Origin of the sequence: Streptomyces sp. NBC_00328 (assembly GCF_036139655.1) — a bacterium.
Taxonomy (GTDB): Bacteria; Actinomycetota; Actinomycetes; order Streptomycetales; family Streptomycetaceae; genus Streptomyces.
Genome location: NZ_CP108013.1, coordinates 6,995,283 through 7,008,796 on the forward strand (window position 1 = coordinate 6,995,283; position 13,514 = coordinate 7,008,796).

Below are 13,514 nucleotides of genomic sequence, written 5' to 3' on the forward strand. Positions count from 1 at the left end.
CGGATAACGCGAGCCCCCCGTCCACGGGTTCAGGCGTCGCGCCCCGTCCCAGCCTAATCACCATGACTGTTCGTGGGGCAGGCCCGTCCACCGCACCGCTGCGACCCGTTACGGCACACCCTGCCCAGAAGTGGCGTACGTACGCTCACTATTGACCCCGAAAGCGGACAAACGACGGCACCCGGACGGTCACTTGCCGCCCGGGTGCTCACTCGGTGTTCACGCGCCTCCCGCGGACGCGCCGCCGGGCGGACAGGCGAAAGGGCCGCCGCGGCATGTCTCCGCACCGGCCCCTGAGTTCCCGACGGTCCGCTACTCCGTGGGCAGACCACCCGCGTGCGGAGCCGGCTCCAGGTCGAACTCGCCGTCCCGCGCACCCAGCACGAAGGCCCGCCACTCCGCCTCCGTGTACCGGAGGACCGTCCCCGGGTCGAGCGACGACCGCATGGCCACCGCGCCCCCGGGCAGATACGCGATCTCGACCCGTTCCTCGTGCTCCTCGGTGCCCGGCGCGCTCTCCCACGCGACACCCGAGATGTCGAGCGCGTAGAGCTCGTCCTTCTCCCGCTCCTTGCGCGCCTTGGCGTCGTTCTCGGTCTCCTCGGCCATGTTCGCCGGCCCCTTCCCCACGTACGAATGACCTCTGCCGTCACCCTAGTGGCCCGGTCCGCGCCGTCCGGGAAGGTTCGTGGACCCGGACAGACGTATCCGCCCAGGCTGGTACCCTGTGTAACGGCCGTTTGTGTACGCACCCCCGGAGCGCTGCTCTGGAGGCCGCGCCCAGCGGATCCCGCCTTCCGAGTCACGGAAGCTCCCCTGAGAATTCGACCAGGGGCACTCGGTGGCAGACACGAGACTACAAGGAGTAAGCGTGCCGCTCGACGCCGCTACGAAGAAGCAGCTCATCAGCGAGTTCGGTCAGAAGGAGGGCGACACCGGCTCCCCCGAGGTCCAGGTCGCCATGCTTTCGCGCCGGATCTCGGACCTGACCGAGCACCTCAAGACCCACAAGCACGACCACCACTCCCGCCGTGGTCTTCTGATCCTGGTCGGCCAGCGTCGCCGCCTGCTTCAGTACCTGGCCAAGAAGGACATCCAGCGCTTCCGTGCGCTGGTCGACCGCCTGGGCATCCGCCGTGGTGCGGCCGGCGGCGCCAAGTAAGACGCCGTGAAGGGAGCGGTTCCCACTTCTTGGGGGCCGCTCCTTTTGCTGTATGTGCTGCCTCAGGTGCTCTCTACGTGCGGAGTGTCACCGACGCTTTGTAGTGTGGTAGCACAACGCAATACGCAGGAAACAGCACGGACGAACACAGCGTGACGACGCCCGTACCCGCCGGGTAGGGCATCTCACGACAACGAACGAGGAGAAGCGCGCCTCATCGCCGCCGGTCCTCGGTAGTGGCCCCCGGGCGACAGAGCCCCGGGTGCTTCGATCGAAGACCGGCCCGCACGAGAAGGAGCGCTTCTCCGCCACCGTCCCCCTGCCACACGGGCAGGACGGGACGAAGACGAGGAGAAAACGCTAGTGGAGAACGAGACCCACTACGCCGAGGCCGTTATCGACAACGGTTCCTTCGGCACCCGCACCATCCGCTTCGAGACGGGCAGGCTGGCCAGGCAGGCCGCCGGCTCCGCCGTCGCGTACCTGGACGACGACACCATGGTGCTGTCGGCCACCACCGCTTCCAAGAAGCCCAAGGACCAGCTCGACTTCTTCCCCCTGACGGTGGACGTCGAGGAGCGGATGTACGCCGCCGGCAAGATCCCCGGCAGCTTCTTCCGCCGTGAGGGCCGTCCCTCCGAGGACGCGATCCTCACCTGTCGCCTGATCGACCGCCCGCTGCGTCCGTCCTTCAAGAAGGGCCTTCGCAACGAGATCCAGGTCGTCGCGACGATCATGGCCCTCAACCCCGACCACCTGTACGACGTCGTGGCGATCAACGCCGCCTCCGCGTCCACGCAGCTGGCCGGTCTGCCCTTCTCCGGCCCGGTCGGCGGCGTCCGCGTCGCGCTGATCAACGGCCAGTGGGTCGCGTTCCCGACGCACACCGAGCTCGAGGACGCCGTCTTCGACATGGTCGTGGCCGGTCGCGTCCTGGAGGACGGCGACGTCGCGATCATGATGGTCGAGGCCGAGGCCACCGAGAAGACGATCACGCTGGTCCAGGGTGGCGCCGAGGCGCCGACCGAGGAGGTCGTGGCCGCCGGCCTCGACGCCGCGAAGCCCTTCATCAAGGTCCTGTGCAAGGCGCAGTCGGACCTCGCCGCCAAGGCCGCCAAGCCGACCGGCGAGTTCCCGATCTTCCTGGACTACCAGGACGACGTCTTCGAGGCCCTCACCGCCGCGGTCAAGAGCGAGCTCGCCCAGGCGCTCACCATCGCCGGCAAGCAGGACCGCGAGGCCGAGCTGGACCGCGTCAAGGAGATCGCCGCCGAGAAGCTGCTCCCGCAGTTCGAGGGTCGCGAGAAGGAGATCTCCGCCGCGTACCGCTCGCTGACCAAGAAGCTGGTCCGCGAGCGCGTCATCAAGGACAAGGTCCGCATCGACGGCCGCGGCGTCACGGACATCCGTACGCTCGCCGCCGAGGTCGAGGCCATCCCGCGCGTGCACGGCTCGGCGCTGTTCGAGCGTGGCGAGACCCAGATCCTGGGCGTCACCACCCTCAACATGCTCCGCATGGAGCAGCAGCTGGACACCCTCTCCCCGGTGACCCGCAAGCGCTACATGCACAACTACAACTTCCCGCCGTACTCCGTCGGCGAGACGGGCCGCGTCGGCTCCCCGAAGCGCCGCGAGATCGGCCACGGCGCGCTCGCCGAGCGCGCGATCGTGCCGGTCCTGCCGACCCGCGAGGAGTTCCCCTACGCGATCCGTCAGGTGTCCGAGGCCCTCGGCTCCAACGGCTCGACGTCCATGGGCTCGGTCTGCGCCTCGACCATGTCGCTGCTCAACGCCGGTGTGCCGCTGAAGGCCGCCGTCGCGGGTATCGCCATGGGCCTGATCTCCCAGGAGATCGACGGCCAGACGCACTACGTCGCCCTCACCGACATCCTCGGTGCGGAGGACGCCTTCGGTGACATGGACTTCAAGGTCGCCGGCACCAAGGAGTTCGTGACCGCCCTCCAGCTCGACACCAAGCTGGACGGCATCCCCGCCTCCGTCCTGGCCGCGGCCCTCAAGCAGGCCCGCGACGCCCGCCTCCACATCCTCGACGTGATGATGGAAGCGATCGACACGCCGGACGAGATGTCCCCGAACGCCCCGCGGATCATCACCGTCAAGATCCCCGTGGACAAGATCGGTGAGGTCATCGGCCCCAAGGGCAAGATGATCAACCAGATCCAGGAGGACACCGGCGCCGACATCACGATCGAGGACGACGGCACCATCTACATCGGTGCCCAGCAGGGCTCGCAGGCCGAGGCCGCGCGCGCCACGATCAACGCGATCGCCAACCCGACCATGCCGGAGGTCGGCGAGCGCTACCTGGGCACCGTCGTGAAGACGACGACCTTCGGTGCGTTCGTGTCGCTGCTCCCGGGCAAGGACGGACTGCTGCACATCTCGCAGATCCGCAAGCTCGCCGGCGGCAAGCGCGTGGAGAACGTCGAGGACGTCCTGGCCGTGGGCTCCAAGGTCCAGGTCGAGATCGCCGAGATCGACTCCCGTGGCAAGCTCTCCCTGATCCCCGTGGTCGAGGGCGAAAGCGACGATGACAAGAAGGACGACACCGACCAGTGACGTCGAGTAGCTCCACGACGACGGCCCGCACCTCTTCGGAGGCGCGGGCCGTCGCCCGTACCCAAACCCTCATCAAGGGCGCGAACGGCATCGGCACGGTCCGCAAGACCACCCTGCCCGGCGGCCTGCGCATCGTCACCGAGACGCTCCCCTCCGTGCGCTCCGCCACGTTCGGCATCTGGGCGCACGTGGGCTCCCGTGACGAGACGCCGACCCTGAACGGCGCCACGCACTACCTGGAGCACCTGCTCTTCAAGGGCACCAGCCGCAGGTCCGCCCTGGACATCTCCTCGGCGATCGACGCGGTCGGCGGCGAGATGAACGCGTTCACGGCCAAGGAGTACACGTGCTACTACGCGCGCGTGCTCGACACCGACCTGCCGTTGGCCATCGACGTCGTCTGCGACATGCTGACCGGCTCGCTCATCCGCGAGGACGACGTCAACGTCGAGCGCGGCGCGATCCTCGAAGAGATCGCGATGACCGAGGACGACCCGGGCGACTGCGTGCACGACCTGTTCGCGCACACCATGCTCGGCGACACCCCCCTCGGCCGCCCGGTCCTCGGTACCGTCGACACGGTCAACGCCCTGACCGCGGACCGCATCCGCCGCTTCTACAAGAAGCACTACGACCCGACGCACCTCGTCGTGGCCTGCGCGGGCAACGTCGACCACAACCAGGTCGTACGCCAGGTCCGCGCCGCCTTCGAGAAGGCCGGCGCCTTCAAGAACGCCGAGGCGGCTCCCATCGCCCCGCGCGACGGCAGCCGCAGCATCCGCACCGCCGGACGCGTCGAACTCCTCGGCCGCAAGACCGAGCAGGCCCACGTCGTCCTCGGCATGCCGGGCCTGGCCCGCACCGACGAGCGCCGCTGGGCGCTGGGCGTCCTGAACACCGCCCTGGGCGGAGGCATGTCCTCGCGCCTGTTCCAGGAGGTCCGCGAGAAGCGCGGCCTGGCCTACAGCGTGTACTCGTACACCTCGGGCTTCGCCGACTGCGGCCTCTTCGGCGTCTACGCGGGCTGCCGCCCGAGCCAGGTCCACGACGTCCTCAAGCTCTGCCGCGACGAACTGGACCAGGTCGCCGAACACGGCCTCTCGGACGACGAGATCGGCCGCGCCATCGGCCAGCTCCAGGGCTCCACGGTCCTCGGCCTGGAGGACACCGGCGCGCTGATGAACCGGATCGGCAAGAGTGAGCTGTGCTGGGGCGAGCAGATGTCGGTCGACGACATGCTGGCCCGGATAGCGTCGGTCACCCCGGACGAGGTCCGCTCCATCGCCCGGGACGTCCTCGGACAGCGGCCCTCGCTGGCGGTCATCGGCCCGGTCAAGGACAAGCAGGCGTCCCGACTGCACGACGCGGTCGCGTAGATCCCGTCTCGAATCCCGTCTCGGTAAGGAACGAAGCAATGAGCAAGCTGCGCGTGGCGGTCCTCGGTGCCAAGGGCCGGATCGGAGCCGAGGCGGTACGAGCCGTCGAGGCCGCCGAGGACATGGAGCTGGTGGCCGCACTGGGCCGTGGCGACAAGCTGGAGACGCTGGTCGAGGCCGGCACCCAGGTCGTGGTCGAGCTGACCACCCCGGCCTCGGTGATGGGCAACCTCGACTTCTGCGTCCGGCACGGCATCCACGCCGTGGTCGGCACGACCGGCTGGACCGAGGAGCGTCTCGCGCAGCTCGGCACGTCGCTGGCCGCGTCCCCGGAGACGGGCGTACTCATCGCGCCCAACTTCTCCATCGGGGCCGTCCTGACGATGAAGTTCGCCGAGGTCGCCGCGCCCTACTTCGAGTCCGTCGAGGTCGTCGAGCTGCACCACCCGAACAAGGTGGACGCCCCCAGCGGTACCGCCACGCGCACCGCTCAGCTCATCGCGGCGGCCCGGGAGCGCGCGGGCAGCGCACCGCAGCCCGACGCCACGGTGACCGCCCTGGACGGTGCCCGCGGCGCCGACGTCGACGGCGTCCCGGTGCACGCGGTCCGGCTGCGCGGCCTCCTGGCCCACCAGGAGGTCCTGCTGGGCGGCGAGGGCGAGACCCTGACCATCCGCCACGACTCCCTCCACCACAGCAGCTTCATGCCGGGCATCCTGCTCGGCGCCCGCCGCGTGGTGACCACCCCGGGCCTCACCTTCGGCCTGGAACACTTCCTCGACCTCGGCTGAGCCGGGGACGTACGACAGTTAGCCGGCAGACATGCGCGCGAAGATCACCTATGCCGTCACGGCCGCCGTCCTGGTCGTCTATTTCGTCCTGGTCGGCAGCCGGGGCGTGCTGCTCATCCAGAACGGCACCCTGATCACCGTCACCTTCGGGGTCGCGGTGCTCATCCTGCCGGTCATCGGCATCTGGTTCCTCTGGCAGAACACCCAGTTCGTCCGGAAGGCCAACCGGCTCTCCGCCGTGCTCGACGCCGAGGGCGGACTGCCCGTCGACGAACTGCGGCGCACCGAGGGCGGACGTATCGACCGTGACTCGGCCGACGAGGTCTTCGCCCGCCGCAAGGCCGAGACCGAGGACGCCCCGGACGACTGGCGGAGCTGGTTCCGCCTCGCCGTCGCCTACCACGACGCCCGGGACACCCCGCGCGCCCGCAAGGCCATGCAACGGGCCATCGCCCTCCATGAGGGCAGGACCCTGGAAGCCTGACCTAGCCGTACGGCTAAGGGGCCGGTCCGCACAGAGTGCGGACCGGCCCCTTAGCCGTGATGTCTCAGGCCCGGCGGTACTCGTCGGCCCACACCTCTATGACGTCCGCCGCCCGGTCGAAGGCCTCGGTGCGCGCCAGGAAGTCGGCGTTGTGCGTGGTCATCAGCGGCGGCACGTCCCCGGGCGCGCGGTCCGCGCTCACCAGCGTCAGTGCCTGGCCCTGGACCGTACGGGGCAGCCCCAGCCAGCGCACCGGCTGCTGCACCGTGCGCACCGCAACGATCTGATCCCACGGAGTCGTCCGCGTGACGAAGAAGCCCACCCGGCGCAGCCCTCGGGCGCTCACCCACACCCCCATGCGCAGCAGCCGCAGCGCGCACAGGATGACGGCCGTCGCGCCGGCCATGCAGGCGGCTGCGCCTGGCAGCGTCCCGGCGACGGCGATGATGACGCCCGCGACGAGCACGTACGAGGCGAGCAGCAGGACGAGCGCGGCCGCGCCCACCCGCCAGGGGCCGGGTCGGTAGGGGCGCCGCCAGCGGTCGCGGTCGTCGAAGGGCAGCGCGACATCCTCCGCCGCCTCGTCAAAGGCGCGGTCCTCCGTCAGAAAGGGCAGGGGCACGACTGATCCTCACTCGCTCCACGATGGGCTGTGCCCGGTGAGGTTATCGAGCCGGTTACCGGCTCACCACCCTCGGGGGTCCGGAAGAGTCAGCGGCCGTCCGACGCCACGGAGTGCTGCGTCTGCGCAGGTGACGGATCCTGGGACAGGGCGGGCATGCCGAGGATCAGGGCCCCGGCGATCCCGGCGGCCAGGGTGAGGCCGAAGAGGCACCGGCCGGCTATCTGCCCGGCGGAGGACCGCTCACGGGGCGGGGGAGCGACATTGCTGCGGAACGGGTCGGGCTCGCGCCGACGGAACATGGGCGGTGCTTCTCCTCTGGGGACTTCGCCGGGCCCAGTGACGTGATCCGGGTGATCCGGGTGACCTGGGCGATCCGGTGGCAAGTGGTGCTATCGGCTCGAACAGCTCGAACGCATCGCTCCCACTCATACAGACGGCCGAACGTTACAAGAGGTGCCCGGAATCGCCGAATTCGCAGAAGTTCGCCGATGAATGTCGCGGCGGGCACCGAACGCCCGGTTGCGGACGCCGGGCGGACGCCGGGCCGTAGAGTGGTCGCCGCCCGAGCCAGTGATGGGAAGGACCCCGCGCACCGTGACCGACACCCCAGCCGACGACCTCAAGCCCTTCTTCCGCAGCGATGTCACCGTCGAGCTGATCAAGCACACGGCCTCCGACGCCGACGTGCTGTTCGCCGCCCGTGTCTCCACCGCGGGGGAGCAGTCGCTGGCAGAGCTGCAGAAGGACCCGGAGCGCTCCAAGGGCCTGATCAACTACCTGATGCGGGACCGGCACGGCAGCCCCTTCGAGCACAACTCGATGACCTTCTTCGTCAGCGCCCCGATCTTCGTCTTCCGTGAGTTCATGCGGCACCGCGTGGGCTGGTCGTACAACGAGGAATCGGGCCGCTACAGGGAGCTGGAGCCGGTCTTCTACGTTCCCGGTGAGGACCGCAAACTGGTCCAGCAGGGGCGCCCCGGCAAGTACGAGTTCGTCCAGGGCACCCCCGAACAGCACAGGACCGTCACCACGGCCATGGAGGAGTCGTACCGGCAGTCCTACGCCGCGTACCAGGAGATGCTGAAGGCCGGTGTCGCCCGCGAGGTCGCCCGCGCCACCCTTCCGGTCGGACTCTTCTCCTCGATGTACGCCACGTGCAACGCTCGCTCCCTGATGCACTTCCTCGGACTGCGCACCCAGCACGAGCTCGCCAGGGTGCCGTCGTTCCCGCAGCGGGAGATCGAGATGGTCGCCGAGAAGATGGAGGCGGAGTGGGCCGGGCTCATGCCGCTCACGCACGCGGCGTACAACGCCAACGGGCGCGTGGCGCCCTAACACGCCACTGGGCACCGGTCCGGCACAGATGTACGGATCATCCGAGCGAAGTGTCCGTATTGCGGCATTTCGTGAAGTTCATCTAGCCTGATCAAACGGACCCGGTACTGCTTGAACCCCCGAGCAGGCAGTGCCGGGTTCCACCCTTGTCATGCTTTGTCGTGGTCCCCGAGGGCAGACCAGGCGGTGAGCAGCGAGTAGCGTATTACCCATGGCTCCGACCTCCACTCCGCAGACCCCCTTCGGGCGGGTCCTCACCGCCATGGTCACGCCCTTCACGGCGGACGGCGGACTCGACCTCGACGGCGCTCAGCGGCTCGCGACCCACCTGGTGGACGCAGGCAACGACGGCCTGATCATCAACGGCACCACCGGTGAGTCCCCGACCACCAGCAACGCGGAGAAATCGGAGCTGGTACGCGCCGTGCTGGAGGCGGTCGGCGACCGCGCCCACATCGTCGCAGGCGTCGGCACGAACGACACCCGCCACAGCATCGAGCTCGCCCGCGACGCCGAGAAGGCCGGCGCGCACGGCCTGCTCACCGTGACGCCGTACTACAACAAGCCTCCGCAGGAGGGGTTGTACCGGCACTTCTCGGCCATCGCCGACGCGACCGAACTGCCGGTCATGCTCTACGACATTCCCGGCCGCAGCGGCGTCCCGATCAACACCGAAACCCTGGTGCGGCTCGCCGAGCACCCGCGTATCGTCGCGAACAAGGACGCCAAGGGGGACCTGGGCCGCGCCAGCTGGGCCATCGCCCGCTCCGGCCTCGCCTGGTACTCCGGCGACGACATGCTGAACCTGCCGTTGCTCTCCGTCGGCGCGGTGGGCTTCGTCTCCGTCGTCGGTCACGTCGTCACCCCGGAACTGCGCGCGATGCTCGACGCGTACATCTCGGGGGACGTCCAGAAGGCCACCGAGATCCACCAGAAGCTGCTCCCCGTCTTCACCGGCATGTTCCGCACTCAGGGCGTGATGACGACCAAGGCCGCACTCGCCCTCCAGGGCCTGCCCGCCGGTCCGCTCCGCGCCCCGATGGTCGAACTGTCGCCCGAGGAGACCACCCAGCTCAAGATCGATCTTGGCGCCGGCGGGGTAGAGCTCTGACCACAGACTTCACAACTGAATACGCCTGACCGCAGGCCACGGGCCTGCACCCCACACAACAGCTACTGCACGAACGTCACGCGCGCCACGTGCCTTGCCAGGTACGTGGCGCGCGTGGTGAGGAGAGTCTTTTGAGTCATCCGCATCCTGAACTCGGCAAACCGCCGGTCCTCCCGAAGGGCGGCCTGCGGGTCACCCCGCTCGGCGGCCTCGGCGAAATCGGCCGGAACATGACGGTCTTCGAATACGGAGGCCGTCTCCTGATCGTCGACTGCGGAGTGCTCTTCCCCGAGGAGGAGCAGCCCGGAATCGACCTGATCCTGCCGGACTTCACGTCCATCAGGGACCGCCTCGACGACATCGAGGGCATCGTGCTCACGCACGGCCACGAGGACCACATCGGCGGCGTCCCGTTCCTCCTGCGCGAGAAGCCGGACATCCCGCTGATCGGCTCCAAGCTGACCCTCGCGCTCATCGAGGCGAAGCTCCAGGAGCACCGCATCCGGCCCTACACGCTCGAAGTGACCGAGGGTCACCGGGAGCGCATCGGCCCCTTCGACTGCGAGTTCGTCGCGGTCAACCACTCCATCCCGGACGCCCTCGCGGTCGCCATCCGCACCCCCGCGGGCATGGTCGTCCACACCGGCGACTTCAAGATGGACCAGCTCCCGCTGGACGGCCGTCTCACGGACCTGCACGCGTTCGCCCGCCTGAGCGAGGAAGGCATCGACCTCCTCCTCTCGGACTCCACGAACGCCGAGGTCCCGGGCTTCGTCCCGCCCGAGCGCGACATCCAGAACGTGCTGCGCCAGGTCTTCGCCGGCGCCAGCAAGCGGATCATCGTGGCGAGCTTCGCCAGCCATGTGCACCGCATCCAGCAGATCCTCGACACCGCCCACGAGTACGGCCGCAGGGTCGCCTTCGTCGGCCGCTCGATGGTCCGCAACATGGGCATCGCGCGCGACCTCGGCTATCTGAAGGTCCCGCCGGGCCTGGTGGTCGACGTCAAGACGCTCGACGACCTTCCGGACCACGAGGTCGTCCTCGTCTGTACGGGATCCCAGGGCGAGCCGATGGCCGCGCTCTCCCGGATGGCGAACCGCGACCACCAGATCCGGATCGTCCAGGGCGACACGGTGATCCTGGCCTCGTCGCTGATCCCGGGCAACGAGAACGCGGTCTACCGCGTCATCAACGGTCTGACCCGCTGGGGCGCGAAGGTCGTCCACAAGGGCAACGCCAAGGTGCACGTCTCCGGACACGCCTCCGCGGGCGAGCTGCTGTACTTCTACAACATCTGCAAGCCGCGCAACCTGATGCCGGTCCACGGCGAATGGCGTCACCTTCGGGCCAACGCCGAGCTGGGCGCCCTGACCGGTGTCCCGCACGACCGGATCGTGATCGCCGAGGACGGCGTCGTCGTCGACCTGGTCGAGGGCAAGGCGAAGATCTCCGGCAAGGTCCAGGCCGGATACGTCTACGTCGACGGTCTCTCGGTCGGTGATGTCGGTGAGCCCGCGCTCAAGGACCGCAAGATCCTCGGGGACGAGGGCATCATCTCGGTCTTCGTGGTGATGGACGCCAGCACCGGCAAGCTCACGGCCGGCCCGCACGTGCAGGCACGTGGCTCCGGCATCGACGACGCGGTCTTCGCGGACGTCATCCCGAAGATCACGGAGGTCCTGGAGCGGTCGGCTCAGGACGGTGTGGTGGAGCCTCATCAGCTCCAGCAGCTCATCCGTCGCACGCTGGGCAAGTGGGTGTCCGACACCTACCGCCGGCGCCCGATGATCCTCCCGGTCGTCGTCGAGGTCTGACCTCCGGCAACGCCCCAACCTGGAGCGGAGCACCTCGATTTGCATCGTGGCGCTCCGCTCCAGTACGTTTACGTCTCCGCCCGAACGGGAACCCCGAAGCTTCACGCTCCGGAGGCACTCCCCGAACGGGACGGAAATTCCGACTCAGAGAATCTGATAAAGTCGGAGTCGCTGAAAAGGGAAACGCGAAAGCGGATTACCTTGAAAGCACCGAGGAAATCGGGCCCGAAAGGTTCTGATAGAGTCGGACCCGCCGGAAAGGGAAACGCGAAAGCGGAAACCTGGAAAGCGCCGAGGAAATCGGATACGGAAACGGTCTGATAGAGTCGGAAACGCAAGACCGAAGGGAAGCGCCCGGAGGAAAGCCCGAGAGGGTGAGTACAAAGGAAGCGTCCGTTCCTTGAGAACTCAACAGCGTGCCAAAAATCAACGCCAGATTTGTTGATACCCCGTCTCCGGCCGTTCGGTCGGGACGAGGTTCCTTTGAAAAAGTCCTGCCGGGCATTGTTCCGGCAGGCGCATCAGCGAGGACGCTGTGAACGCCGGTCCTATTCCGACCGGTTGTTCCGCTCTCGTGATGTAAACCGGATTACCGGTAAACATTCACGGAGAGTTTGATCCTGGCTCAGGACGAACGCTGGCGGCGTGCTTAACACATGCAAGTCGAACGATGAAGCCCTTCGGGGTGGATTAGTGGCGAACGGGTGAGTAACACGTGGGCAATCTGCCCTTCACTCTGGGACAAGCCCTGGAAACGGGGTCTAATACCGGATAACACTCCTGCCCGCATGGGTGGGGGTTAAAAGCTCCGGCGGTGAAGGATGAGCCCGCGGCCTATCAGCTTGTTGGTGAGGTAGTGGCTCACCAAGGCGACGACGGGTAGCCGGCCTGAGAGGGCGACCGGCCACACTGGGACTGAGACACGGCCCAGACTCCTACGGGAGGCAGCAGTGGGGAATATTGCACAATGGGCGAAAGCCTGATGCAGCGACGCCGCGTGAGGGATGACGGCCTTCGGGTTGTAAACCTCTTTCAGCAGGGAAGAAGCGAGAGTGACGGTACCTGCAGAAGAAGCGCCGGCTAACTACGTGCCAGCAGCCGCGGTAATACGTAGGGCGCAAGCGTTGTCCGGAATTATTGGGCGTAAAGAGCTCGTAGGCGGCTTGTCACGTCGGGTGTGAAAGCCCGGGGCTTAACCCCGGGTCTGCATTCGATACGGGCTAGCTAGACGGAATTCCTGGTGTAGCGGTGAAATGCGCAGATATCAGGAGGAACACCGGTGGCGAAGGCGGATCTCTGGGCCATTACTGACGCTGAGGAGCGAAAGCGTGGGGAGCGAACAGGATTAGATACCCTGGTAGTCCACGCCGTAAACGGTGGGAACTAGGTGTTGGCGACATTCCACGTCGTCGGTGCCGCAGCTAACGCATTAAGTTCCCCGCCTGGGGAGTACGGCCGCAAGGCTAAAACTCAAAGGAATTGACGGGGGCCCGCACAAGCAGCGGAGCATGTGGCTTAATTCGACGCAACGCGAAGAACCTTACCAAGGCTTGACATACACCGGAAAGCATTAGAGATAGTGCCCCCCTTGTGGTCGGTGTACAGGTGGTGCATGGCTGTCGTCAGCTCGTGTCGTGAGATGTTGGGTTAAGTCCCGCAACGAGCGCAACCCTTGTTCTGTGTTGCCAGCATGCCCTTCGGGGTGATGGGGACTCACAGGAGACTGCCGGGGTCAACTCGGAGGAAGGTGGGGACGACGTCAAGTCATCATGCCCCTTATGTCTTGGGCTGCACACGTGCTACAATGGCAGGTACAAAGAGCTGCGAAGCCGTGAGGCGGAGCGAATCTCAAAAAGCCTGTCTCAGTTCGGATTGGGGTCTGCAACTCGACCCCATGAAGTCGGAGTTGCTAGTAATCGCAGATCAGCATTGCTGCGGTGAATACGTTCCCGGGCCTTGTACACACCGCCCGTCACGTCACGAAAGTCGGTAACACCCGAAGCCGGTGGCCCAACCCCTTGTGGGAGGGAGCTGTCGAAGGTGGGACTGGCGATTGGGACGAAGTCGTAACAAGGTAGCCGTACCGGAAGGTGCGGCTGGATCACCTCCTTTCTAAGGAGCACTTCTTACTCGGTCCGCCGAGTCAGAGGCCAGTACATCGGCGAATGTCCGATGCTGGTTGCTCATGGGTGGAACGTTGATTATTCGGCACTCTTGACTGTCTTCTCCTTCC

11 protein-coding genes and 1 rRNA gene are annotated in these 13,514 nt (G+C 67.0%); 9 read left to right on the plus strand and 3 right to left on the minus strand.

What is annotated here, in order from left to right:
- Nucleotides 1-312 precede the first annotated feature (312 nt).
- Nucleotides 313-609, minus strand: coding sequence for a DUF397 domain-containing protein (locus OG485_RS30800; RefSeq protein ID WP_328671864.1), 297 nt, complete (start codon nt 607-609; stop codon nt 313-315).
- Between the two features lie 262 nt (nt 610-871).
- Here OG485_RS30800 and rpsO point away from each other — a divergent pair, with 262 nt between their 5' ends.
- The 5 genes from rpsO to OG485_RS30825 all read left to right on the plus strand — a co-directional run bounded on the left by rpsO (nt 872) and on the right by OG485_RS30825 (nt 6,393).
- On the plus strand, nt 872-1,162 hold the full coding sequence (rpsO, locus tag OG485_RS30805) for a 30S ribosomal protein S15 (protein WP_081219736.1): 291 nt from the start codon (nt 872-874) through the stop codon (nt 1,160-1,162).
- 363 nt (nt 1,163-1,525) lie between these two features.
- Entirely contained in the window at nt 1,526-3,742 is a 2,217-nt protein-coding gene (locus OG485_RS30810; protein ID WP_328671865.1) for a polyribonucleotide nucleotidyltransferase, read from the plus strand.
- Nucleotides 3,739-5,118, plus strand: a complete 1,380-nt coding sequence (locus OG485_RS30815) for a M16 family metallopeptidase (RefSeq protein WP_328671866.1) — start codon at nt 3,739-3,741, stop codon at nt 5,116-5,118. Before OG485_RS30810 ends, OG485_RS30815 begins: the two co-directional genes overlap by 4 nt.
- A 38-nt stretch (nt 5,119-5,156) precedes the next feature.
- The gene (gene dapB, locus OG485_RS30820) at nt 5,157-5,909 is read left to right on the plus strand and encodes a 4-hydroxy-tetrahydrodipicolinate reductase (protein ID WP_328671867.1); all 753 of its coding nucleotides are present in this window, start codon (nt 5,157-5,159) and stop codon (nt 5,907-5,909) included.
- A gap of 31 nt (nt 5,910-5,940) precedes the next feature.
- Nucleotides 5,941-6,393, plus strand: a complete 453-nt coding sequence (locus tag OG485_RS30825; RefSeq protein WP_328447417.1) for a hypothetical protein — start codon at nt 5,941-5,943, stop codon at nt 6,391-6,393.
- Between the two features lie 64 nt (nt 6,394-6,457).
- Here OG485_RS30825 and OG485_RS30830 read toward each other — a convergent pair whose 3' ends face one another.
- Nucleotides 6,458-7,015 (minus strand): hypothetical protein, encoded by a 558-nt coding sequence (locus OG485_RS30830; RefSeq protein WP_328671868.1) that lies wholly within the window; start codon nt 7,013-7,015, stop codon nt 6,458-6,460.
- A gap of 89 nt (nt 7,016-7,104) precedes the next feature.
- Nucleotides 7,105-7,317, minus strand: a complete 213-nt coding sequence (locus OG485_RS30835) for a hypothetical protein (protein ID WP_328671869.1) — start codon at nt 7,315-7,317, stop codon at nt 7,105-7,107.
- Nucleotides 7,318-7,612: 295 nt separating this feature from the next.
- Between OG485_RS30835 and thyX the strand changes: the two genes are divergently transcribed.
- The 4 genes from thyX to OG485_RS30855 all read left to right on the plus strand — a co-directional run bounded on the left by thyX (nt 7,613) and on the right by OG485_RS30855 (nt 13,393).
- Complete coding sequence (gene thyX, locus OG485_RS30840; protein ID WP_328671870.1) at nt 7,613-8,353, plus strand: FAD-dependent thymidylate synthase; 741 nt, start codon at nt 7,613-7,615, stop codon at nt 8,351-8,353.
- 211 nt (nt 8,354-8,564) lie between these two features.
- A complete protein-coding gene (dapA, locus tag OG485_RS30845; RefSeq protein ID WP_326785143.1) occupies nt 8,565-9,464 on the plus strand; it encodes a 4-hydroxy-tetrahydrodipicolinate synthase in 900 nt (299 codons plus the stop codon).
- A 131-nt stretch (nt 9,465-9,595) separates the two neighbouring features.
- Entirely contained in the window at nt 9,596-11,281 is a 1,686-nt protein-coding gene (locus OG485_RS30850; RefSeq protein ID WP_328671871.1) for a ribonuclease J, read from the plus strand.
- Between the two features lie 602 nt (nt 11,282-11,883).
- Nucleotides 11,884-13,393, plus strand: a 16S ribosomal RNA gene (locus OG485_RS30855).
- Nucleotides 13,394-13,514 lie beyond the last annotated feature (121 nt).

What these genes read in the sequence shown, in the direction of transcription:
- OG485_RS30800 (WP_328671864.1), bottom strand. Translation starts at nt 609, where the DNA reads ATGGCCGAGGAGACCGAGAACGACGCCAAGGCGCGCAAGGAGCGGGAG.
- OG485_RS30825 (WP_328447417.1), top strand. Translation starts at nt 5,941, where the DNA reads ATGCGCGCGAAGATCACCTATGCCGTCACGGCCGCCGTCCTGGTCGTC.
- OG485_RS30835 (WP_328671869.1), bottom strand. Translation starts at nt 7,317, where the DNA reads ATGTTCCGTCGGCGCGAGCCCGACCCGTTCCGCAGCAATGTCGCTCCC.
- dapB (WP_328671867.1), top strand. Translation starts at nt 5,157, where the DNA reads ATGAGCAAGCTGCGCGTGGCGGTCCTCGGTGCCAAGGGCCGGATCGGA.
- dapA (WP_326785143.1), top strand. Translation starts at nt 8,565, where the DNA reads ATGGCTCCGACCTCCACTCCGCAGACCCCCTTCGGGCGGGTCCTCACC.